Source organism: Comamonas guangdongensis (assembly GCF_041079535.1).
In the GTDB taxonomy this organism is placed as follows: domain Bacteria; phylum Pseudomonadota; class Gammaproteobacteria; order Burkholderiales; family Burkholderiaceae_C; genus Comamonas; species Comamonas guangdongensis.
On record NZ_JBFYGN010000021.1, the window covers coordinates 63,692 to 85,615 of the forward strand.

Below are 21,924 nucleotides of genomic sequence, written 5' to 3' on the forward strand. Positions count from 1 at the left end.
ATGCATTGAACTCATTGCCATGGACATACGCCGACTGCAGCATCTGGTCATGCTGGCCGACAAGGCCAATTACGCCCGTGCGGCCGAACAGCTGCATCTGAGCCAGCCAGCACTGACACGCAGCGTGCAGGCTGCAGAGGAAGAATTTGCGATGAAGCTCTTCGAGCGCGGCGCAGGAGGGATTCGCCCCACGGCGGCCGGCCAGTTTGTGCTGGAGCGCGCCCGTGAGCTGCTGCGTCAAAGCCGCAGTCTGCAGCGTGATGTGCAGCTCTACCGAGATCGACAGATGGGTGACACGGCCTGCGGCTTTGGCCCGTTTCCGGCCCAGTTTCTGCTGCCGCCGCTGCTGCAGCAGGCCCGCAAAGCCTTTGCCGCGGTACATGTGCGCGCCATCATGGGGAACTGGCAGCAACTGCTGCAGCGCCTCAAGGACGACGAGATCGAATTCTTTGTGGCCGAGACCCGCGAGCTGCCCGCTGGCAGCGACTGTACGGTGTGCGCCCTGCCCGCCCAGCCCGGCGGTCTCTATGTGCGAAGCGGCCACCCGCTGCTGCAGTCTGCGCAAACCGATTTCACGCTGACCCAGCTGCATGCCCATGGCCTGGCTGCCGTGCGCCTGCCTCAGTCCGTGCGCGAGGCCTTATGCACCCAGTTGCAGCTGCGCCATGACAAGAATCTGCTGGCCGTGGAATGCGACGATGTCAACAGTCTGATCCAGCTGACGCTGCACACCGATACCGTGCTGGCCGCCATCGAACCTGCAGTGCGTCCCTGGTTGCAAAGCGGGCAGTTGCAGGCCGTGAGGGCGCGGCAGGTGCCTGCCATGACATCGAGCTATGGCGTGGTCTGGCAGCGCGGACGCAGTCTTTCTCCCATGGCACAGTGGCTGCTGCAGCAGGTTTGCGAGCTGGCCGCGCAGGCATGAAAAAAGGCCCCTAAGGGCCTTTTCTGGATTCACAGCCTGGGCTTGTGAATTACGCGTCACGCGAAGCACGCTTGCGGTCATGCTCCTTGAGGAAGCGCTTGCGCACGCGCAGGCTCACGGGCGTGATTTCCAGCAGCTCGTCGTCTTCGATGAATTCCACACCGTATTCCAGCGACAGCTCGATGGGAGGCGTGATCTTGATCGCGTCTTCCTTGCCGCTCACGCGGAAGTTGGTCAGCTGCTTGGTACGGGTGGCGTTCACCACCAGATCGTTGTCGCGGCTGTGGATGCCGATGATCATGCCTTCGTACACGGGGTCGCCGGCCTTCACGAACATGCGGCCGCGGTCGTCCAGCTTGCCCAGGGCGTAGGTGAAGATTTCACCGTCGTCCATGGAGATCAGCACGCCGTTCTTGCGGCCGCCGATGTCGCCCTTGTGCGGCTCGTAGCTGTCGAAGATGTTGGCGATCAGGCCGGAACCGCGGGTCAGGTTCAGGAATTCGTTGGTGAAACCGATCAGGCCACGGGCCGGGATGCGGTATTCCAGACGCACGCGACCGCGGCCATCGGGCTCCATGTTCACCAGCTCGCCCTTGCGCTCGCCCAGTGCCTGCATCACGCCGCCCTGGTGGCCTTCTTCGATGTCGGCAGTCACCAGCTCGATAGGCTCGTGCTTCACGCCGTCGATCATCTGCATCACCACGCGGGGCTTGGACACGGCCAGCTCGTAGCCTTCGCGGCGCATTTCTTCCAGCAGAATGGTCAGGTGCAGTTCACCGCGGCCCGACACTTCAAAGATACCATCTTCGTCGGTTTCCTTGACGCGCAGAGCCACGTTGGAGCGCAGTTCCTTTTGCAGGCGGTCCCAGATCTGGCGGCTGGTCACGAACTTGCCTTCGCGGCCTGCCAGGGGCGAGGTGTTCACGCAGAAGTTCATGGTCAGCGTGGGCTCGTCGATCTTGAGCATGGGCAGCGGTGCGGGATTGGCGGGATCGGTGACGGTCTCGCCGATACCGATGTTTTCGATACCGCTGATCAGCACGATCTCGGAAGGGCCGGCTTCGGTGGCCTGCACGCGATCCAGGCCCTGGAAGGTGTGGATCTGGTTGATCTTGCCGCTGTAGCTCTTGCCATCGGGGCCGGCCATGACCAGCACGTTCTGGCCGGCCTTGAGCGTACCCTGGGTGATGCGGCCCACGCCGATACGACCCACGAAGGTGGAGTAGTCCAGTGCGGAGACCTGCATCTGCAGGGGAGCATTTTCATCGCCCTTCACGGAAGGCACATGCTCCAGGATGGTGTCGAACAGGGCCGACATGTCCTCGCCCCACTTGGCACCGGGCTCGCCCTCTTCCTTGGAGGACCAGCCGTTGATGCCGGAAGCGTAGACCACGGGGAAGTCCAGCTGCTCGTCGGTGGCGCCCAGCTTGTCGAACAGGTCGAAAGCGGCGTTGATCACCTTGTCGGGGTTGGCGCCGGGCTTGTCCACCTTGTTCACCACCACGATGGGGCGCAGGCCCAGGGCCAGGGCCTTCTTGGTCACGAAGCGCGTCTGGGGCATGGGGCCTTCCTGCGCGTCGATCAGCAGCACCACGCCGTCCACCATGGACAGGGCGCGTTCCACTTCACCGCCGAAGTCCGCGTGGCCCGGTGTGTCGAGAATATTGATGTGGGTGTCCTTCCAGGACACGGCGCAGTTCTTGGCCAGAATCGTGATGCCGCGCTCGCGTTCGATGGCGTGGTTGTCCATCACGGTGTCGACGACTTTTTCATGCTCGGCAAAAGTGCCGGACTGGCGCAGCAGCTGGTCCACCATGGTGGTCTTGCCGTGGTCAACGTGCGCAATGATCGCAATGTTGCGGATTTGTTTGCTCATAATGTTTCCAAAATGCCGCTTGCTTGTGGACGCGGCGTTCCTTCCAAAATCTGTTGAATTTCCAGCGGACTGAGCAGGCGCTCGGGAATCAGCTCCCCGCGCACCACACGGCCTACCCCCAAAAGGGCATGCGGGCGCTCACCATACACCGCCACGGCCGGGGCATCGGCCCAAGACCCTCGGCGGCGCAGGCCTGATAGAAAGCGTCCTGCATCCTGTTCACCCAAGGTGACGACGGCATGACGGTGCAGCAGAGCATCCACGGGCTGAACCTGCGCAAGGCGCTGCTCGTCGCTCATGGCCTCCAGCGCCTCCAGCGTCACGCAGCGCGAGACCTCGATGCCGCCGGTTTCCACCCGGCGCAGAAAACGCAAATGGGCGCCACAGCCCAAGGCCTCGCCCACGTCTTCGCCCAAGGTGCGGATATAAGTGCCTTTGCTGCAGGTCACCCTCATCCTGATAGCAGGATGCCCTTGATCGTCCTGCACCAGAGCCAGATTCAAGGCATGAATCGTGACATCGCGGGCCGGACGCTCGACCTCCACGCCCGCGCGGGCGTATTCGTAGAGCGCCTTGCCGTCTTTTTTCAGCGCGCTGTGCATGGGCGGCACCTGCTTGATGTCGCCGGTGAACTGTGCCTGCACCTCGGCCAGACGCTGGTGCGTGATGGCAGCCAGGTCCACGGTCCGCTCCAGCACCACATCGCCCTCGGCATCGGCCGTGGTCGTGGTCTGGCCCAGACGGGCAATGGCTTCGTAGGTTTTTTCAGCTTCCAGCTGAAGCTGACTGAATTTGGTCGCAGCGCCAAAGCACAGCGGCAGCACGCCGCTGGCCAGCGGGTCAAGCGTGCCCGTATGCCCGGCCTTTTCGGCGCGCAGCAGCCACTTGACCTTCTGCAGGATATCGTTGCTGGACCATCCCAGCGGTTTATCGAGCAGCAACACCCCATGCACAGGGCGCCGCTGCACCCGGGTGCGAGGGGCGTTCATGTGCTTACTCTTCTTCGGGACCGCGCGACGCCACTGCCTTGGCGATCAAGGCGTTCATGTCGGCAGCGCGTTCCGTCGTGCGGTCATAGATGAAATGCAGCGTGGGCACGGTGTGAATGTGCAAACGCTTGAACAGGCCGTTGCGCAGAAAGCCTGCGGCCTGGTTGAGTGCTTCCAGCGTCGCTTCGGGATCGCCCACCAGCACGCTGAAGAACACCTTGGCGTGGGCATAGTCGGGAGTCACCTCCACGCCTTGCAGCGTGACCATGCCGACGCGCGGGTCCTTCAACTCGCGGGCGATCAGCTCCGACAGATCGCGCTGGATCTGGTCGGAGACTTTGAAGCTGCGGTTGGGCGCAGCAGATTTCTTTCGAGTTGCCATCGGAAATTACAGCGTACGAGCGATTTCCTTGATCTCGAAGACTTCCAGCATGTCGCCTTCTTTGATGTCGTTGTAGTTGCGCAGCTTGATACCGCACTCGAAGCCTTCCTTGACTTCCTTGACATCGTCCTTCATGCGGCGCAGCGACTCGATTTCGCCCGTGTAGATGACCACATTGTCGCGCAGCAGGCGGAAATGTGCACTGCGGGTGACATGGCCCTGGGTGATGTAGGAACCAGCGATCGTACCGATCTTGGTGGCCACGAACACGGTGCGGATCTCGGCCATGCCGATGATCTCTTCGCGCTTCTCGGGCGCCAGCATGCCGGACATCGCCGCCTTCACCTCATCCACGGCGTCGTAGATGATGTTGTAGTAGCGGATATCCACGTCGTTGCCTTCGGCCGTCTTGCGGGCCTGGGCGTCTGCACGCACGTTGAAGCCGATGATGATGGCCTTGGAAGCCAGCGCCAAGTTGACGTCGGATTCCGAGATACCACCCACGCCGGAGTACACCAGCTGGACCTTGATCTCGTCGGTCGACAGCTTGAGCAGCGAAGCGGCCAGAGCTTCCTGCGAGCCTTGCATGTCGGCCTTGATGATGATGGGCAGGGTCTGCACATCGCCAGCGGACATCTCGGCAAACATATTCTCCAGCTTGGCGGCTTGCTGCTTGGCCAGCTTGGTGTTGCGGAACTTGCCGGCACGGTAGGTCGCGATTTCGCGGGCACGGCGTTCGTCGCTCAGCACCATGAAATCGTCGCCGGCCTGAGGCACTTCGTTGAGGCCCTGGATCTCGACGGGAATTGACGGGCCGGCTTCCTTGGCCTGCTTGCCGTCTTCGTCCAGCATGGCGCGCACGCGGCCATAGGTCTGGCCGGCCAGCACGATATCGCCCACCTTCAGCGTACCGGACTGCACCAGCACCGTGGCCACGGTACCGCGGCCCTTGTCCAGCTGGGCTTCGATCACGATACCCTTGGCGGCGGCATCCACAGGCGCCTTGAGCTCCAGCACTTCGGCCTGCAGCAACACCTGCTCCAGCAGCTCGTCAATGCCCTGGCCGGTTTTGGAGGACACGGCGATGAACGGAGAGTCGCCGCCGTATTCTTCGGGCAGCACCTCTTCCACCACCAGCTCCTGCTTGACGCGGTCGGGGTTGGCATCGGGCTTGTCGGCCTTGGTGATAGCCACCACGATGGGAACACCAGCCGCCTTGGCGTGCTTGATGGCTTCCTTGGTCTGGGGCATCACACCGTCATCGGCAGCGGCCACCAGAATCACGATGTCGGTGGACTTGGCGCCGCGGGCACGCATGGCCGTGAAGGCCTCGTGACCGGGAGTGTCCAGGAAAGTGACGATGCCGCGCGGCGTGTTCACATGGTAGGCACCGATGTGCTGGGTAATGCCACCGGCTTCGCCCGCTGCCACCTTGGTGCGGCGGATGTAGTCCAGCAGCGAGGTCTTGCCGTGGTCCACGTGACCCATGACGGTCACCACGGGAGCACGCGGCAGCTGCTCGGCTTCGGAGTTGGAGACTTCCTCGGCCGTGAAGGCTTCGGGATCGTCCAGCGCAGCCACCTTGGCGGTGTGGCCCATTTCTTCCACCACGATCATGGCGGTGTCCTGGTCCAGCGGCTGGTTGATGGTGACCATCTGGCCCATCTTCATCAGCACCTTGATGAGCTCCGAAGCCTTGATGGCCATCTTGTGGGCCAGTTCGGCCACGGTGATGGTCTCGGGCACGGAGATCTCCAGCTGGCGGAACTCGGGAGCCTGCTGCTGGTGCTGCTCGTTGCGATCACTGCCGCGACGGCCGCCGCGCGGACCACCGCGCCAATTGGAACGCCCCACACCACCCGAGCTGTCGCCACGGGTCTTGATTTCCTTCTTCTTGCCGGCGCTGTCGTTGGACCAGCTCGAAGACAGCTTGGCGGACTTGACTTCCTTGCCAGGACGGGCACCGCCGCCGCCGGCGTTGGCAGCGCCGGCGCTGCCTGCGGGCTTGTTGCCATCCTTGGCTACAGCAGGCTTCTTGGCATCCGCCGTTGCCGGAACAGCCTTCTTGGGCTCCTCGGGCTTCTTGGCAACCAGCACCTTCTTGGGCGCGGCCATCATGGCGCGGATGGCTTCCGCTTCGGCCAGGGCCTTGCGGCGGCGCTCGTCCAGATCCTTGGCGCGGCTGGCTTCTTCAGCAGCCTTGGCCTGGGATTCGGCTTCCGCCTTGGCGCGGGCCTCGGCCTGGGCTGCAGCACGTGCAGCAGCTCCTGCGGCGTGCTCGCGCTTTTCCTCTTCCTTTGCCGCCTTGGCTTCAGCCACCTTGGCGACCTCCGCGGCTGCATAAGCTGCAGCACGTTCTTCGGCTTCGCGCTCGCGGCGCTCGCGCTCTTCGCGCTCTTGACGTTCCTTGGCCAATTCTTCTTCCTGATGGCGCAACTGCTCAACCTGATGGCGAGCTTCTTCTTCACGACGTGCCAGCTCCTGAGCTGTGGCACGTTCCTGCACTGCCTTGGCCATGCTTTCGGCATTGGCCTGGGCTTCAGCGGGTGTGTCTTCCCGCTTCACGAAGGTGCGCTTCTTGCGCACTTCCACCTGAATCGTACGGGCGCGGCCCGAGGAGTCCGCCTGCTTGATCTCGCTGGTGGACTTCTTGGTCAGTGTGATCTTCTTAGCCGCACTGCCATGGCTGGCCTGCAGGTGGCTCAGCAAACGCTGCTTGTCACCCTCGGTCAGCGCATCGGCAGTGCTGACCTTGTCCACCCCGGCCGCCTTGAGCTGCTGCAGCAAGGTATCAGGGGTCGTGTTGCGCTCTTTCGCAAATTCTGCAACCGTATTACTCGACATAAATGCTCTGAACCTCCCTGACCTTACTCTTGCCCATCGGTAAACCAGTGCTCACGCGCCTTCATGATCAAGGCCTTGGCCTCTTCGGCGGTCTGACCGGTAATTTCGGTCAGCTCGTCGATGGCCAGATCGGCCAGATCGTCACGGGTGTGCACGCCGGCCTGGGCCAGCTTGTCCACCAGCTCGGACGTGATGCCGTCCAGCGACAGCAGATCCTCGGATGCCTTGCTCACATTCTCTTCGCGAGCAATTTCCTCACTCAGCAATGCATCCTTGGCGCGGCTGCGCAGCTCGTTCACCGTCTCTTCATCGAAGGATTCGATTTCAAGCATTTCCTGCAGCGGCACATAGGCCACTTCTTCCAGGGTCTCGAAACCTTCTTCGATCAGGATGTTGGCGATTTCCTCGTCCACATCCAGCTTTTCCATGAACAGCTTGCGCGAGCCAGCCGACTCGTCGGCCTGCTTCTGCGCAGACTCGGCAGCGTCCATGATGTTGATTTTCCAGCCCGTCAGCTCGGAGGCCAGACGCACATTCTGACCGCCGCGGCCGATGGCAATGGCCAGGTTTTCCTCGTCCACCACCACGTCCATGGCGTGCTTTTCCTCGTCCACCACGATGGAAGAGACATTGGCAGGAGCCAGGGCACCAATCACGAACTGGGCGGGGTCCTCGGACCACAGCACGATGTCCACACGCTCGCCGGCCAGCTCATTGGTCACGGCGTTGACACGCGTGCCGCGCACACCCACGCAGGTGCCGATAGGATCCACGCGCTTGTCGTGGCTCAGCACGGCGATCTTGGCGCGGCTGCCGGCATCGCGAGCGCAGCTCTTGATTTCCAGCAGGCCTTGCTCGATTTCGGGCACTTCATTGCGGAACAGTTCCACCATGAACTCAGGAGCCGAACGCGACAGGATGATGGGAGCGCCGCGCAGCGTGGCGTCCACTTCCATGATCATGGCGCGCACACGGTCACCATTGCGCAGATTTTCCTTGGGGATCATCTCGCCGCGCTTGAGGCGGCCTTCCACACGACCGGATTCGACAATGATGTCGCCCTTGTCCATGCGCTTGACCGTGCCGGTGAAGATCTTCTCGCCGCGGGCCAGGAATTCGTTGAGCAGCATTTCGCGCTCGGCGTCCCGAATCTTCTGCAGGATGACCTGCTTGGCCGCCATGGCACCGATGCGGCCGATGGGCAGGGATTCGATTTGCTCTTCGATGAATTCCCCCACCTGAATGCCGGGCACGCGCTCTTCCGCGTCCATCAGCATTTCTTCGGCATCGGGATTTTGCAGGCCGGCGTCGTCGGACACGACCACCCAGCGACGGAAGGTGTCGTAGTCGCCGCTTTCGCGATCGATGGACACGCGGATGTCTACTTCACCTTGGTACAGCTTCTTGGTGGCCTGTGCCAGCGCGGATTCCACGGCACCAAACACCACATCGCGTTCCACGTTCTTTTCACGCGAAATGGCTTCAACCAACATCAACAGTTCGCGATTCATGCGACGACTCTCCTATTTCAATCACACAAAGAGGACCACAGCTTTTCGCCTCTTTGCCCCAACGATTCAAACGCTGCGACGGCCTCACTCGGGCTTGGCCGCACGTCCTTTGAAATTCACAATCGGTGCCAGACGGATTTCTCGCAACTCGTCCAGCGTAAAGCCCAGTGCATGCAGCGGAGCGGGCTCGCGCTTCTTGCTCACGCGCACCCCGGGTTTGACCGGTGGCTCATCGCTCCAGACGACCTGCCAACCGCCGCCCTCCGCACGCTCCAGCGTGCCCCGAAACTTCTTGCGATTGGCATTGATCTTCTCGCCGCCGGCCGCCCCGATGGGCTCCTTGAGCGTGAGGTCCACCATTTCGCCTTCAAAGCGGATGAAATCCTGTTCGTGACGCAAAAGTCGGTCAATCCCTGGAGAGGAAATCTCCAGTCGGGCATAGTCCACGCCATCGACTTCCAGCGCAAACTGCAGCTGACGTGTGACCTTCTCGCAATCTTCCACTGTCACGAACTGTGCGGGGGGCATCCCCTCGGGCAGCTCAGGCGCACCTTCCTCCGGCGCCTGCCAAGGCAAATCAATCGTGATGCGCAGCAGGCCTCCTGCCGAGCGTTCAATTTCAACCAGGTCATAGCCCAGACCCGTCACGGTTTGTTCAACGATTTGCTGTAATGCCACGTGTATTCAGTTCAGTCCCGAAAAATCCGCCAAATCAGGCTCTTAGCGCTGCAAACAGCAGGCCCGGCCGTGATTTGCCCAAAAAAAACGGGCGGTGTGTACCCGCCCGTTTGGTCGTGAAGCCGCAATTGTAGCCGCAAACCGTTGTTTTCGCAAAAAGCGCCTCTCATAAAATAGCGCTCAGCGCAAGACTTCCTGCAAGTCATCGGCCTGTAACAGGCGTTGCAGCAAATCCTGGGCCTCCTGCACATCGGCAGGCTTTGCGGCCGCGTCCTGAGGCAGCGACTGCAGCATGCGCGCCAAGACAGCGGTCTGCGGCAGCACCGGCCCCAGAAACCTGGCCCGCTGCCCCTCGGCCACCAGCACCGTGGGAAAGGTCTCCACATCCAGATCGCCGGCCACGTCCTCGCGGTCTTCCACATCCAGCCAGACAAAGCGCATCTGCGGAAACTGGGCCGCCAGCTGCTCAAAAGGCTGCTGGTATTCCTTGCAGGTGCCGCACCAGGCCGCACACAGGCAAACCACCAACCACTCATCCGCCTTGTTCATTTCTTGCTTCATCTCTTAGCCCCATCGGGCTGACACCTGCCAGCCCAGCCGAATCGGGCGGCAGCAATGGTAGCGCCTTATTGCCAATCCGGCTTTGACAGTGCTTGATCACGCACAACACCGGCTCTTGAAGCGACACGCCGGAGCCCCTATTCTTTTCTATAGTGGCGGATGAAAGCGCCGCGCGACCGTACCGGCAATCCGCCGTTCTGGCTTGATGATGGGTGAATCCATGGACTACAAGGACTACTACAAGATACTTGGGGTGGACAAGAGTGCTTCGGCCGACGATATCAAGAAGGCCTACCGCAAGCTCGCCCGCAAATACCACCCCGACATCAGCAAGGAAAAAAATGCGCCCCAGCGCATGGCCGAGCTCAACGAGGCCAACACCGTGCTCTCTGACCCCGAAAAACGGGCGGCCTACGACAGCATGGGGGATGCCGCAGCCACAGACTCGGGCGGCTTCCAGCCTCCGCCGGGCTGGGATCAGCAGGAGTTTCATTTCCGCGGCCGCGACGGCGCCGGGGGAGAGGCCGACTTCAGCGACTTTTTCTCGCAGATGTTCGGGCAGGCGGCCCACGCGCGGCGCAGCCGACCGGGCGGCACGCCGGACATGCGCGGCCAGGACCAGCACGCCAGCATAGAGCTGGACCTGGAAGACAGCTATCGCGGCGCCGTGCGTTCCCTGCACCTGCGCAGCACCGTGCTCGACGAGCAGGGCATGCCGAACTACAAGGACAAGGAGCTGCAGGTCAGCATTCCCAAGGGCGTGCGCGAGGGCCAGATGATCCGCCTGGCCGGCCAGGGTAATCCCGGCATGGGCAAGGGTGCGTCGGGAGACCTGCTGCTGGAGGTGCACTTTCGCAGCGACCCGCGCTGGTGGAGCGAAGGCAAGGACGTCTATCAGCGCGTGCCGCTGGCGCCCTGGGAAGCTGAACTCGGCGGCCCCACGCGCTTCAAGACCCTGGCCGGCGAGCTGGAGATCACCGTGCCGGCCGGCTACCGTTCGGGACGCAAGCTGCGCATCAAGGGCAAAGGCCTGCCCGCCGTGACGCCCGGCGACCTGTACCTGGTGCTGGACGTGGTGTTTCCGCCCGCCGCGACCCCCGAGCAGAAACAGGCTTATGCCGACTTCGCCAAGGCCTTCCCCGGCTTTGATGCCCGCAGCCTGAGCTGAGAGAGCGACCCATGAGCAGCAATCACTCCCCCTTCCACGAACCGGCCGAGCTGCTGGACCAGGCCTGCCTGGACCTGCAGGAGCTGGCCCGCCACTGCAGCACCAGCCAGCAATGGGTGATAGAGCATGTGCGCACCGGCGTCATCAGCTATGACAACGCGGGCAGCACCGAGGTCAGCATTGAGCAATGGCGCTTCAGCAGCCAGACCCTGGTGCGCGCCCGCCGCATCGCCCAGCTCGAGCACAGCTTTGACGCCGACCCTCAGCTGGCCGCCCTGACCACGGACCTGATAGAGGAGGTGCAGCAGCTGCGCCGCAAGCTCCAGGCCCTGCAGCGCTGATACGCAGACCAAACAAAAAGCCCTCGCACCGAGGTGACGAGGGCCTTATTCTATCGGCAAGGCCGCAGCAGCTGCGCGCATGGCGCGGCCGGCGGACCGGACCGATTAACCGTGGCGCTTGCCGGGGTTCTTCTTGGTGTGGGTGTGAGCACCGCGGGCGCGGCTCACTTGCTGGCCACGGCCGGGAGTGGGCAGGGTCACGCCGTTAGGAGTCTGAGGACGGGGAGTGGCCTTGCGGTCTGCTTCGGTAACGATCTTGTTGCCCATGTCGAATTCTCAATTGGAAGGTTGAAAAACGCCATATTAGGCCACAGCCTGAGAAATCGCGCCGGAAAAATACAAACTTTCGAGTATGGATTCGGTGTTTTCGGGCCCGGCGTCCGGGCCGCGGCCGGCGCCGCGCCGCGGATTCCATGCATTTCAGCGCTACCGCCCTTTATCTGACTGTGCCTGGCGCTATCAATTTCCTTGACTCATGGCCGCCGTGGCGCCGCCCGCGGCCTCGACCAGCTTGCGCGTATAGGCTTCGCGCGGCGCCGACAGCACGCCGTGCACGCCGCCCTGCTCCACAATCCGGCCGTCCTTCATGACCAGCACCTCATGAGCCATGGCGCGGATCACGTCCACATCGTGGGTGATCAGCAGATAGGCCAGACCGCGCTGCTGCTGCAGCCGCTGCAGCAAGGCCAGCACCTGCTGCTGGATGGTGACGTCGAGAGCGCTGGTCGGCTCGTCCAGCACCAGGATCTCGGGCTCCATGATCAGCGCGCGCGAAATCGCCAGGCGCTGACGCTGGCCGCCCGAGAATTCGTGCGGATAGCGCTGCAGCAGGCCGGGAAACTGCGCTTCGTCCATGCCCACCTCGCCCAGCATCTGGAGCACGCGCTCGCGGCGCTGCTGCGGGCTCAGCTGCGGCGCATGGATCTGCAGGCCTTCGCCCACGATCTCCTCGACCGTCAGGCGCGGCGACAGCGAGGAGAACGGGTCCTGGAACACCACCTGGATTCGGCGCCGCAGCGCCAGATTGGCCGCACTGTTGCGCATGGCCGGCGGCTGCCAGCGCTGGCCGGTCACCTGCAGCTCGCCGCCATGAGGCAGCAGGCCCAGCACGGCCTGGGCCAGCGTGGACTTGCCCGAGCCCGACTCGCCTATCACCCCCAGCGTGCGCCCGGCTTTGAGCCCCAGGTCCGCGCCCTGGACGGCCACGAACTCCCCCTTGCGGAACCAGCCGCGGATGCCGGGCAGAGGTGTGGGATAGCTCACGCGCAGCGACCTGGCCCGCACCAGCTCGGCCGCATCTGGCGCCGGCTCGGCCTCGTTCACATTGCGCACCGGCGTGCTCCCCAGCAGCTTGCGCGTGTACGGATGCTGCGGGTTCTGCATGACCTGCGCCACCGCACCCTGCTCGACCAGGCGGCCTTTCTCCATCACCGCCACCCGGTCGGCAAAGCGCCGCACCAGATGCAGATCGTGGGTGATCATGAGCACGGCCATGCCCGTCTGACGCTGGAGATCGGCCAGCAGATCCAGGATCTGGCCGCGCAAGCTCACATCCAGCGCCGTGGTCGGCTCGTCGGCCAGCAGCAGCCTGGGACGGCTGGCCAGCGCCATGGCAATCATGGCGCGCTGGCGTTGGCCGCCGCTGAGCTGGAACGCATAGGACTGTGCACGGCGCTCGGGCTCGGGGATGCCCGTGGTGGCCAGCAGCTCCACCGCCTGCTTCTGGGCCTGGGCCTTGCTCAGGGCCTGCTTGAGCTGCAGCACCTCAGCCACCTGCTCGCCCACGGGCATCAGCGGATTGAGCGCCGTCATCGGCTCCTGAAAGATCATGGCGATGTCGCCGCCGCGCACGGCCCGCATCTCGCGCTCCGAAATCCGCAGCAGGTCGCGCCCGTCCAGCAGGGCCTGACCCGATAGCTGAGCCTCGCCCGCAAGGCGCAGCAGCGACAGCGCGGTCACCGATTTGCCCGAGCCCGACTCGCCCACCAGCGCCAGCTTCTCGCCGGCCGCCATCTCGAAGCTCACGCCCTGCACCACCTGCTTGGCGCCGAAGCGCACGCCCAGCTCATGCACGGCCAGCAGGGGGCCCGGTTTCTCGCTCTGGCTCATGAGCGGCCTTTCGTTTCGGCGGCCGCATCCGTGGCGGCCTGCTTGCGCGGGTCCAGCGCGTCGCGCAGCGCGTCGCCCATAAAGGTCAGCAGCAGCAGGGTGATGACCAGCACGCCAAAGGTGGACAGGGAAATCCACCAGGCATCGATATTGTTCTTGCCCTGGGACAGCAGCTCGCCCAGGCTCGGGGTGCCGGGCGGCACGCCCAGGCCCAGAAAGTCCAGCGAGGTCAGCGCCAGGATCGCGCCGCTCATGCGAAACGGCAAAAACGTGATCACGGGCGTCATGCTGTTGGGCAGGATATGGCGGAAGATGATGGCGCGGTTGCTGGCGCCCAGGGCCTGGGCCGACTTCACATAGTCGAGCTGGCGGTTGCGCAGGAACTCGGCGCGCACGTAGTCGGCCAGGCCCATCCAGCCGAACAGGCTCAGCAGCACCAGCAGCAGCGTGATGCTGGGCGCGAACAGCGCGCTGAAGATGATGAGCAGATACAGCTCGGGCATGGAGCCCCAGATCTCGCTGAAACGCTGGAACGCCAGATCCGTGCGGCCGCCGAAAAAGCCCTGGATCGCTCCCGCCAGCACGCCCAGCAGCACGCCGACCACGGTCAGGGCCAGCGCAAACAGCACGCTGATGCGAAAGCCGTAAAGCAGCTGGGCCAGCAGATCGCGACCGCGGTCGTCCGTGCCCAGCCAGTTGTCGGCCGAGGGCGCCGAGGGGTTGGGCTGGCGCGCAAAGTAGTTGATGGTGGACTTGCCGTAGCGGTTGAGGGGAAACAGCGCCCAGTTGTCGCCGGCACCGAGCTTTTGCTGGATGAAGGGGTCCAGATAGTCGGTCGGCGTATGGAAGTCGCCGCCGAACGTGGTCTCTGGGTAGTCCTTCAGCAGCGGCCAGTAGGTCTGTCCCTGGTAATGCACGACCAGCGGCCTGTCGTTGGAGATCAGCTCCGCAAACAGGCTCAGCACTACCAGCAGCGCAAAAACCACCAGGCTGACGAAACCCAGGCGGTTGGACCTGAAGCGCCGCCAGGCGCGCCGCCCCGGGGATTCGGAGCGCACGGCGACGGCCGCTCTCGCAGGCATAGCTGCCGACGCAGACTCGGCCTGGGTTTGAGCCTGTTTTTGCATGAAATCAATCGAATTTGACACGCGGATCCACCCAGACATAGCAGAGGTCGCTGATCAGCTTGGTCACCAGACCGATCAGCGTGAACAGATACAGGGTGCCCAGCACCACCGGGAAGTCGCGGCGCACCACGCTCTCGTAGCTGAGCAGGCCCAGGCCGTCCAGCGAAAACAGGGTCTCGATCAGCAGCGAGCCCGCAAAGAATGCGCCGATGAAGGCCGAAGGAAAGCCCGTGATGATGGGAATCAGCGCGTTGCGGAACACATGTTTGTAGAGCACCTGGCGCTCGCCCAGGCCCTTGGCGCGCGCCGTGAGCACATACTGCTTGCGGATTTCCTCGAGAAACGCATTCTTGGTCAGCATGGCCGTGACCGCGAAACTGCCCGCCACCATGGCCGTGACGGGCATGGCGATATGCCAGAGATAGTCCGTGACCTTGCCCAGCATGCTGAGCTCCTCGAAATTCGACGAGGTCAGCCCGCGCAGCGGAAACCATTGCAGCTGGCCACCAAAGATCACCAGCAAGGCCACGCCCAGCACAAAGCCCGGAATCGCGTAGCCGATGAGAATCAGCAGCGTGGTCGCGAGGTCGAAGCGCGAGCCCGCACGCACGGCCTTGGCCACGCCCAGCGGCACGGCCACCAGATAGCTGATGAAGAAGGTCCATAGCCCCAAGCTGATGGACACCGGCAGCTTTTCCCTGACCAGCAGCCAGACGCTTTTGTTCTGGAAGAAGCTGGTACCCAGATCGAAGCGCGCAAACTGGCCCAGCATCTGCATGAAGCGCTCCAGCGGCGGCTTGTCGAAGCCATACAGAGCCTTGATTTCCGCCAGCCGCTTGGGGTCCACGCCCTGGGCGCCGCGATAGCTCATGGTCGCGCCCTCAGCTCCCCGCCCCGCTCCGGCCTTGGCCTCGGCCAGATATTGCTCCACGGGCCCGCCGGGCACGAACTGGATGACGACAAAGGTCAGCAGCAGCACGCCCAGCAGCGTGGGGACCATCAGCAAAATGCGTTTGAGGATATAGGCGAACATGGCGGCTCAAATCATGGTGGCGATGCGGCGGCCGTCTGCGGCGGCAGTTTGGACCACCAGGTGTAGACGACCCACAGCTCGCCGGGCGAGTAGGCCGGAATCTGCGCCGGCAGCGCCAGCCGCCAGCTGTCATACACCATGCGGTGCACGCCCGAGTAGTACTGCGGGATCAGATAGTGGCCGTGCACAATGATGCGCTCCAGCGCATGGCAGGCGGGCAGCATCTGCTGCTCGGACTTGGCCGAGGCCATCTGGGCGATGATGGAGTCGACCGCCCGGCTCTTGAGGCCCACATAGTTGGATGCACCCTCCTCGTCGGCCGCGGCGCTGCCGAACAGCTCCGCATATTCCTGGCCCGGGTTGTGCGTGCCGGGCACGTTCAGCGTCACGATGTCGAAATCATATTTATCCATGCGTTGCTGATACAGCGCATAGTCCACGTTGCGCACCTTGAGCGTGATGCCCAGCTTTTCCAGATTGCGCATCCAGCTGCTCACGATCTTGACGCCGCTTTCGCTGCTGTCCAGATACTCGATCACCATGGGCTCGCCCTTGGCATTGCGCAAAGCACCGTCCTTGACGCTCCAGCCGGCATCGGCCAGCAGCTTTTGCGCGCGGCGCAGATTGCCGCGCAGCCCGTCGCCCGTATCGGTGCGCGGCGGCTCGGTCATGGGGCCCAGCGTGCCGGGCGGCAAGCTGCTCTCGTAGGGTCTGAGCAGATCCAGCTCCGGCTGCGTCGGCAGGCCATGGGTTTCACAGGCCGTGTTGCCGAACAGGCCATGCACGCGCTGGTAGGCCCCGTAGAACATCTGGCGGCTCATCCACTCGAAATCGTAAGCCAGGCCCAGGGCCTCGCGCACGCGCACGTCCTGCAGCTGCTCGCGCCGCGTGTTCAGAAAAAAGCTCTGGAAGCCCGAGGGCAGCTTGTTCTGGAACTCGCCCTTGACCAGCTCCCCCGAATCGAAACGCCGGCCCGACAACCGCCTGGCCCAGTCGCCCGCGCTGTTGATGCGCATGAGGTCGAACTCGCCGGCCTTCAGAGCTTCGAGCCGCGCCGTGCCGTCCTTGTAGATCTTGATGGTGATGCGCTCGAAATTGGCCTGGCCCACGCGCACCGGCAGCTTCGCCCCCCAGTAAGCCGGGTCGCGCACATAGCTGATGTCCCGGCCAAACTTGACCGGCCCGATGCGGTACGGCCCGCTGCCTATGGGCGTGTCCATCACCACCTGGTCGAAGGGCTTGGGCTTGCCGTCAGCGCCCAGGCCCCAGTCGCGGCTGAAGACCGGCAGCAGCGCGCCCACGGTCAGCGGCAGATCGCGGTTCGGCTTCTTGAAGCGAAAGCGCACCGTGCGTTCATCGATCACGTCGCAGCCCGCGACTTCGGCGAACAAAGTCTTGTAGCCCGGCGAGACATATTTGCTCAGCAGCGTCTCGTAGCTGTGCTTGACGTCCTGAGCCTGTACCGGCTTGCCATTGTGAAAGCGCGCCTGCTGCCGCAGCCTGAAAGTGGCCGACAGGCCGTCGGCCGCTACCTCCACATCCTCGGCCAGCAGGCCGTAGCCCGTGGCCGTCTCGTCGAGGCTAGGCGCCAGCAGCGTCTCGAACAGCATTTCCGCCAGATAGGCGGGCGGCGACCCCTTGATCGTGAAGGGGTTGTACTTGTCGAAGGTGGAGTAGCGCAGATTGCTCACCATGCGCAGCTCGCCGCCCTTGGGCGCCGCAGGGTTCACATAATCGAAATGCTTGAAGTCCGCCGCATAGCGCGGTTGCCCCCAAAGCGCATAGGCATGAGCGGCCCATACGGGACTGGCAATCTGGGTGCCTGCAAACAGGGCTGAACAAATCATCCAATGGCGCATGCGACAATTCTGCCCTAGGCCGGCCGGCCACAGGCCAGCTCGTACGCATACGTTTCAAAAAGATTGCGGCGTCGCCACAGTCGCTGCAACCAACCACCTCAATCCTTTTGGAGAACAACAATGGGTTTTCTCGCCGGTAAAAAGCTGCTGATCACGGGCGTTCTGTCCAACCGCTCCATCGCCTATGGCATTGCCAAGGCCTGCCACGAGCAAGGCGCCGAGCTGGCTTTCAGCTATGTGGGCGAGCGCTTCAAGGACCGCATCACCGAGTTCGCTGCCGAATTCGATTCCAAGCTGGTGTTCGACTGCGACGTGGCCGACGATGCACAGATAGAAGCCATGTTCAGGGGCCTGGGCGATGCCTGGGGCAAATTCGACGGCTTTGTGCACAGCATCGGCTTTGCACCGCGCGAAGCCATCGCCGGCAACTTCCTCGACGGCCTGTCGCGCGAATCCTTCAAGATCGCCCACGACATCAGCGCCTACAGCTTCCCGGCCATGGCCAAGGCGGCCCTGCCTTACCTCAACGACAAGAGCTCACTGCTGACCCTGTCCTACCTGGGCGCGCTGCGCTCCATCCCCAACTACAACACCATGGGCCTGGCCAAGGCCTCGCTGGAAGCCTCGGTGCGCTACCTGGCCGAGGCCGTGGGCCGCACCGCAGACGGCCGTGCCATCCGCGCCAACGGTATTTCCGCCGGCCCCATCAAGACCCTGGCCGCCTCGGGCATCAAGGACTTCGGCAAGCTGCTGGGCCGCGTGGCCGATGCCGCTCCGCTGCGCCGCAACGTGACCATCGAGGACGTGGGCAATGTGGCCGCCTTCCTGCTGTCCGACCTGGCGTCGGGCGTGACCGCCGAGATCACCTATGTGGACGGCGGCTTCAGCCAGACTGCCGGCCTGTCGGCCGATCAGGTCTAAGCAGCCGCGCTACAGACAAGCCCCGCAGCCGCCGCCAGGCCTGCGGGGCTTTTGTTTGCCCGGAAGCCGGGCAATGCAGGAGCGCCATTGCCCTACAAGAGCTACGGCATATCGCCGCTATGGTTGGCAGTCGCTGTTCAACTCTTTAACGACGAGGCCCTCCATGCACCACCGTTACCTGCTTGCGGCCCTGGCCGCCTCCGCCCTCGCGGCCTGCGGCACGACCGCGCCTTCGCAAATCCGGGCCGACGCCAGGCTGGGCGCCATAGGCAACAGCGGCGTGAGCGGCAACATCGGCTTTACGCAGCAGCCCGGCCAGAAGGTCATGCTGCATGCGGTGGTGCGCGGCCTGGCACCCAACAGCGAGCATGGCTTCCACATCCACGAGCGCGGCGACTGCGGCGACAACGGCAATGCCGCGGGCGGGCACTTCAACCCTCGCCATGCCAGCCATGGCAGGTACGACGCCGCCATGCACCACCTGGGCGACCTGCCCAGCCTCAAGGCCGACGCCAACGGCGTGGCCGTCGTCGACATGGAGTCGACCGAGCTGTCTCTTGCCGGCCCCGAAAGCATCATGGGCCGGGCCCTGATCGTGCACACCTCGCCCGACGACTATATGACCCAGCCCACGGGCAATTCGGGCGCCCGCATCGCCTGCGCGGTCATCGAATCCAGGCAGTAAACGCTCTCAGCTCCAGACGGGCCGCCCCCGGGCGGCTTTCCCTGGCGGCCTTCCATGCACCGGCGCGGGAACAAGCCCGGACACCACCGCAGGAGATGCCATGTTCGGTTCGCACACACGCTCGCCACCCTGGATCGCCAGCCTGCTGCTGGCCTGCGCGCTATGCGTCGGTGCCCATGCCGCCGGCCCCGAAGCCCCGGCCACGGCTCCTGCGCTGATGCTGGCCCGCAGCTGGCAACCCGGCCTAGCGCTGCAGGACTACCGGGTCAGCGAAAAATATGACGGCGTGCGCGGCTACTGGAACGGGCATGCGCTCCTCAGCCGCGGCGGCCTACCGATTGCCGCGCCGGCCTGGTTTACCGCGGGCTGGCCAGACACTCCCATGGATGGCGAACTCTGGGCCGGGCGCGGCCAGTTCGGCCATGCGCAGGCAACCACGGCGCAGATGACTCCCGACGATGCAGCCTGGCGGCGCATGCGCTTCATGGTGTTCGACCTGCCCGCAGTCCCCGGCAGCTTCGACCAGCGCCTGCCCCAGCTGCAAGCCACGGTCAAGACCATTGGCCAACCCTGGGTCCAGGCCGTGGAGCAGCGCAGACTGGCCAGCGAGGCCGAGCTGGAACAGCTGCTGCACTCCGTGGTGCGCGGCGGCGGCGAAGGTCTGATGCTGCACAAGGGCAGCGCCAGCTACCGCTCGGGTCGCAGCGACGATCTGCTCAAGCTCAAGCCTTTTGACGATGCCGAAGCACGCGTGATCGGCTACAAGCCCGGGCGCGGCAAGTGGCAGGGGATGACGGGAGCACTCGTGGTGCAAAGCCCCGACGGCAGGCAGTTTTCGCTGGGCTCGGGACTGAGTGCGCAGCAGCGCCAGAACCCGCCGGCCCTGGGCAGCTGGGTCACCTACCGCTACCAGGGGCTGCATGAGAAAAGTGGGCTGCCGCGGTTTGCGCGCTTCATGCGGGTGCGCAACGAACCCGGCTTCCAGCCGGAGCAGGCCGCGCGATAGCTTCAAACGTCATCGCCAGCGCTTTGGGGCAAAGCACTTGAGCCGCATCTCAATCCGCCTCATGGCAGCCGGGCGCTCAGTTCACGGGCCGCCACCAGCACATTTTTGACATAGCGCTCGTCATAGCGGTGCACGGGCATGGTCAGGGTCAGCGCGGCAGCCAGTTCACCATCCTTGCGGAACACCGGGGCCGAAATGCCGGCGATCTCGCTGTGCCGGTCCCCCATCAGCGCCTCATAGCCGTCGGCACGCACGCGAGCATAGTGAGCACGATCCTTCTTGACCCAGTCACCGAGTTCGGGGTCGAAAGCCACCAGCACGCGCCCGCCTGCGCCCTTGCCTAGCGGCAGCACATCCCCTGCGCGCGCATGATCGCGCACCGGGTGGGGCGAATCCACGCGATACAGGCACAGGCGCTCGCGGCCCTGGCGCACATGGTAGGCCGCGCTCTCGCCTGTGGCCTTCACCAGTGCGCGCAGCACCGGCATGACCAGCTTGTCCAGCGAAAAGCTCTGTTCGTAGACCGCATGCAGCCTGGCCACGGCCGGGCCCACCGCGTAGCGTCCGTCGTCCTGGCGCTGCACCCAGCCGCCATGCTCTAGCGAGGCCAGCAGGCGCAGCACCGTGCTTTTGTACAGACGCGTGCGTTCGGCCAGCTCGGCCAGGCTCAGCGCGGCATCACCATCCTGGAACGCGGCCAGCACGCTCAGGGCCCGGTCCACTGCCGCCACACCGCCGGGCGCGGCGTTCTCGTCGGCGACAGATTCATTCAGGGATTTGCGCGGCATAAAAACTCCAGCCCCGCGGCTTGACAGGGCATCAAGACGCAGGGCAATATTTCAATAGAAAGAATTTGGTTCTATTAGATAGAACAACATTAAAGCATTGCACACGCGGCAAGGCAAGCATGAAATCCAAGTGAGGCAACCATGTCACTCCCACCCCGTTTCGACGTCCTGATCAGCGAAGTCGGTCCCCGCGACGGCCTGCAGTCGGTTTCGGCCACCATGAGCACAGTCCATAAATGCGCGTGGATCGACGCTCTCGTCGACTCGGGCGTGCAGGAGATCGAGGTCGGCTCCTTCGTCTCGCCCAAGCTGCTGCCGCAGATGGCAGATGCCGCCCAAGTCGTGTCCCACGCCGTCGCCCACCCCGGCGTCACCATCATGGCCCTGGTGCCCAATCTCAAGGGGGCCGAGGCCGCCATGCGCGCCGGTGCGCACAAGATCACGCTGCCGGTGTCGGCCAGCCCCGCGCATTCCATTGCCAATGTGCGCCAGACACCCGCGCAAATGGTGGAGCAGGTGCGCGCCATCGCCGCGCTGCGCGACGAGATCGCACCCGGGGTGCATATCGAGGCCGGCATCTCCACGGCCTTCGGCTGCACCCTGCAGGGCCTGGTACCCGAGGACGAGGTGATCGCCCTGGCCGCGGCCTGCGTGGCCGCCGGCGCCGATGAGTCGGGCCTGTCGGACACCACGGGCATGGCCAATCCAGCCCAGGTCAGACGCCTGTTCACGCGCCTGCGCAGCGAACTCGGCGAGCGGGCCGGCGCCGCGCACATGCACAATACGCGGGGCCTGGGCCTGGCCAACTGCCTGGCCGCCTATGAAGCGGGGGTACGCACTTTCGATTCCTCGCAGGCCGGCCTAGGCGGCTGCCCCTATGCGCCCGGCGCCTCCGGCAACGTGGTGACCGAAGATCTGGTCTTCATGTTTGAAGCCATGGGCATACGCACCGGCATCGACATAGAGCGCCTGCTGGCCGCCCGCAATGCCCTGGCGGCAGGATTGCCCGGCGAGGCACTCTACGGCATGTTGCCTCCCGCCGGCCTGCCCAAGGGCTTTGTCGCTCACTCTTACTCCGCAGACTGATGCATGCTCCGCAGTCCCTGTCTCGCATAACAAGA

The 21,924-nt window shown here is 64.1% G+C and carries 19 protein-coding genes; 7 read left to right on the plus strand and 12 right to left on the minus strand.

The features are described 5' to 3' along the window. Nucleotides 1-19 precede the first annotated feature (19 nt). Nucleotides 20-925 carry a LysR family transcriptional regulator gene (locus tag AB6724_RS16660; RefSeq protein ID WP_369339643.1) on the plus strand — a complete coding sequence of 302 codons (906 nt, stop codon included), beginning with the start codon at nucleotides 20-22 and terminating at the stop codon, nucleotides 923-925. 49 nt (nucleotides 926-974) lie between these two features. Here the strand turns inward: AB6724_RS16660 and typA are convergent, their stop codons facing one another. From typA to AB6724_RS16695, 7 genes are all read right to left on the minus strand, one after another. After that, complete coding sequence (typA, locus tag AB6724_RS16665; protein ID WP_369339644.1) at nucleotides 975-2,801, minus strand: translational GTPase TypA; 1,827 nt, start codon at nucleotides 2,799-2,801, stop codon at nucleotides 975-977. Continuing rightward, nucleotides 2,798-3,790 carry a tRNA pseudouridine(55) synthase TruB gene (truB, locus tag AB6724_RS16670; protein WP_369339645.1) on the minus strand — a complete coding sequence of 331 codons (993 nt, stop codon included), beginning with the start codon at nucleotides 3,788-3,790 and terminating at the stop codon, nucleotides 2,798-2,800. Before truB ends, typA begins: the two co-directional genes overlap by 4 nt. A gap of 4 nt (nucleotides 3,791-3,794) precedes the next feature. Beyond that, entirely contained in the window at nucleotides 3,795-4,172 is a 378-nt protein-coding gene (rbfA, locus tag AB6724_RS16675) for a 30S ribosome-binding factor RbfA (protein WP_369339646.1), read from the minus strand. Between the two features lie 6 nt (nucleotides 4,173-4,178). Next, the gene (infB, locus tag AB6724_RS16680) at nucleotides 4,179-7,016 is read right to left on the minus strand and encodes a translation initiation factor IF-2 (protein ID WP_369339647.1); all 2,838 of its coding nucleotides are present in this window, start codon (nucleotides 7,014-7,016) and stop codon (nucleotides 4,179-4,181) included. A 23-nt stretch (nucleotides 7,017-7,039) separates the two neighbouring features. Then, nucleotides 7,040-8,527, minus strand: a complete 1,488-nt coding sequence (nusA, locus tag AB6724_RS16685; protein WP_369339648.1) for a transcription termination factor NusA — start codon at nucleotides 8,525-8,527, stop codon at nucleotides 7,040-7,042. Nucleotides 8,528-8,611: 84 nt separating this feature from the next. Continuing rightward, nucleotides 8,612-9,205 carry a ribosome maturation factor RimP gene (gene rimP, locus AB6724_RS16690; RefSeq protein ID WP_369339649.1) on the minus strand — a complete coding sequence of 198 codons (594 nt, stop codon included), beginning with the start codon at nucleotides 9,203-9,205 and terminating at the stop codon, nucleotides 8,612-8,614. A gap of 180 nt (nucleotides 9,206-9,385) precedes the next feature. Further along, the gene (locus AB6724_RS16695) at nucleotides 9,386-9,766 is read right to left on the minus strand and encodes a thioredoxin family protein (protein WP_369339650.1); all 381 of its coding nucleotides are present in this window, start codon (nucleotides 9,764-9,766) and stop codon (nucleotides 9,386-9,388) included. 220 nt (nucleotides 9,767-9,986) lie between these two features. Between AB6724_RS16695 and AB6724_RS16700 the strand changes: the two genes are divergently transcribed. Both AB6724_RS16700 and AB6724_RS16705 read left to right on the plus strand, forming a co-directional pair. After that, nucleotides 9,987-10,934, plus strand: coding sequence for a DnaJ C-terminal domain-containing protein (locus AB6724_RS16700; RefSeq protein WP_369339672.1), 948 nt, complete (start codon nucleotides 9,987-9,989; stop codon nucleotides 10,932-10,934). Nucleotides 10,935-10,945: 11 nt separating this feature from the next. Next, nucleotides 10,946-11,275: a chaperone modulator CbpM gene (locus AB6724_RS16705; protein WP_369339651.1), complete on the plus strand. Its 330-nt coding sequence runs from the start codon at nucleotides 10,946-10,948 to the stop codon at nucleotides 11,273-11,275. Between the two features lie 459 nt (nucleotides 11,276-11,734). Here the strand turns inward: AB6724_RS16705 and AB6724_RS16710 are convergent, their stop codons facing one another. Genes AB6724_RS16710 through AB6724_RS16725 form a run of 4 tightly spaced genes read right to left on the minus strand, consistent with a single transcriptional unit; the run spans nucleotide 11,735 to nucleotide 17,403 of the window. After that, a complete protein-coding gene (locus tag AB6724_RS16710; protein WP_369339652.1) occupies nucleotides 11,735-13,384 on the minus strand; it encodes an ABC transporter ATP-binding protein in 1,650 nt (549 codons plus the stop codon). Continuing rightward, the gene (locus AB6724_RS16715; RefSeq protein WP_369339673.1) at nucleotides 13,381-14,466 is read right to left on the minus strand and encodes an ABC transporter permease; all 1,086 of its coding nucleotides are present in this window, start codon (nucleotides 14,464-14,466) and stop codon (nucleotides 13,381-13,383) included. The genes AB6724_RS16710 and AB6724_RS16715 overlap by 4 nt, the downstream gene beginning before the upstream one ends. A 49-nt stretch (nucleotides 14,467-14,515) precedes the next feature. Then, nucleotides 14,516-15,544 carry a microcin C ABC transporter permease YejB gene (locus AB6724_RS16720; protein WP_369339653.1) on the minus strand — a complete coding sequence of 343 codons (1,029 nt, stop codon included), beginning with the start codon at nucleotides 15,542-15,544 and terminating at the stop codon, nucleotides 14,516-14,518. 11 nt (nucleotides 15,545-15,555) lie between these two features. Continuing rightward, nucleotides 15,556-17,403 (minus strand): extracellular solute-binding protein, encoded by a 1,848-nt coding sequence (locus AB6724_RS16725; protein WP_369339654.1) that lies wholly within the window; start codon nucleotides 17,401-17,403, stop codon nucleotides 15,556-15,558. Between the two features lie 120 nt (nucleotides 17,404-17,523). Here AB6724_RS16725 and fabI point away from each other — a divergent pair, with 120 nt between their 5' ends. The 3 genes from fabI (at nucleotide 17,524) to AB6724_RS16740 (ending at nucleotide 20,015) form a co-directional block, all read left to right on the plus strand. Further along, nucleotides 17,524-18,324, plus strand: a complete 801-nt coding sequence (gene fabI / locus AB6724_RS16730) for an enoyl-ACP reductase FabI (RefSeq protein ID WP_369339655.1) — start codon at nucleotides 17,524-17,526, stop codon at nucleotides 18,322-18,324. Between the two features lie 163 nt (nucleotides 18,325-18,487). Then, a complete protein-coding gene (locus AB6724_RS16735; RefSeq protein ID WP_369339656.1) occupies nucleotides 18,488-19,009 on the plus strand; it encodes a superoxide dismutase family protein in 522 nt (173 codons plus the stop codon). Between the two features lie 100 nt (nucleotides 19,010-19,109). Continuing rightward, nucleotides 19,110-20,015 (plus strand): DNA ligase, encoded by a 906-nt coding sequence (locus AB6724_RS16740; RefSeq protein WP_369339657.1) that lies wholly within the window; start codon nucleotides 19,110-19,112, stop codon nucleotides 20,013-20,015. A gap of 59 nt (nucleotides 20,016-20,074) precedes the next feature. On the opposite strand, the gene AB6724_RS16745 is transcribed toward AB6724_RS16740, so the two are convergent. Next, a complete protein-coding gene (locus AB6724_RS16745) occupies nucleotides 20,075-20,803 on the minus strand; it encodes an IclR family transcriptional regulator (RefSeq protein WP_369339658.1) in 729 nt (242 codons plus the stop codon). A gap of 141 nt (nucleotides 20,804-20,944) precedes the next feature. Between AB6724_RS16745 and AB6724_RS16750 the strand changes: the two genes are divergently transcribed. Further along, nucleotides 20,945-21,889 carry a hydroxymethylglutaryl-CoA lyase gene (locus AB6724_RS16750; RefSeq protein ID WP_369339659.1) on the plus strand — a complete coding sequence of 315 codons (945 nt, stop codon included), beginning with the start codon at nucleotides 20,945-20,947 and terminating at the stop codon, nucleotides 21,887-21,889. Nucleotides 21,890-21,924 lie beyond the last annotated feature (35 nt).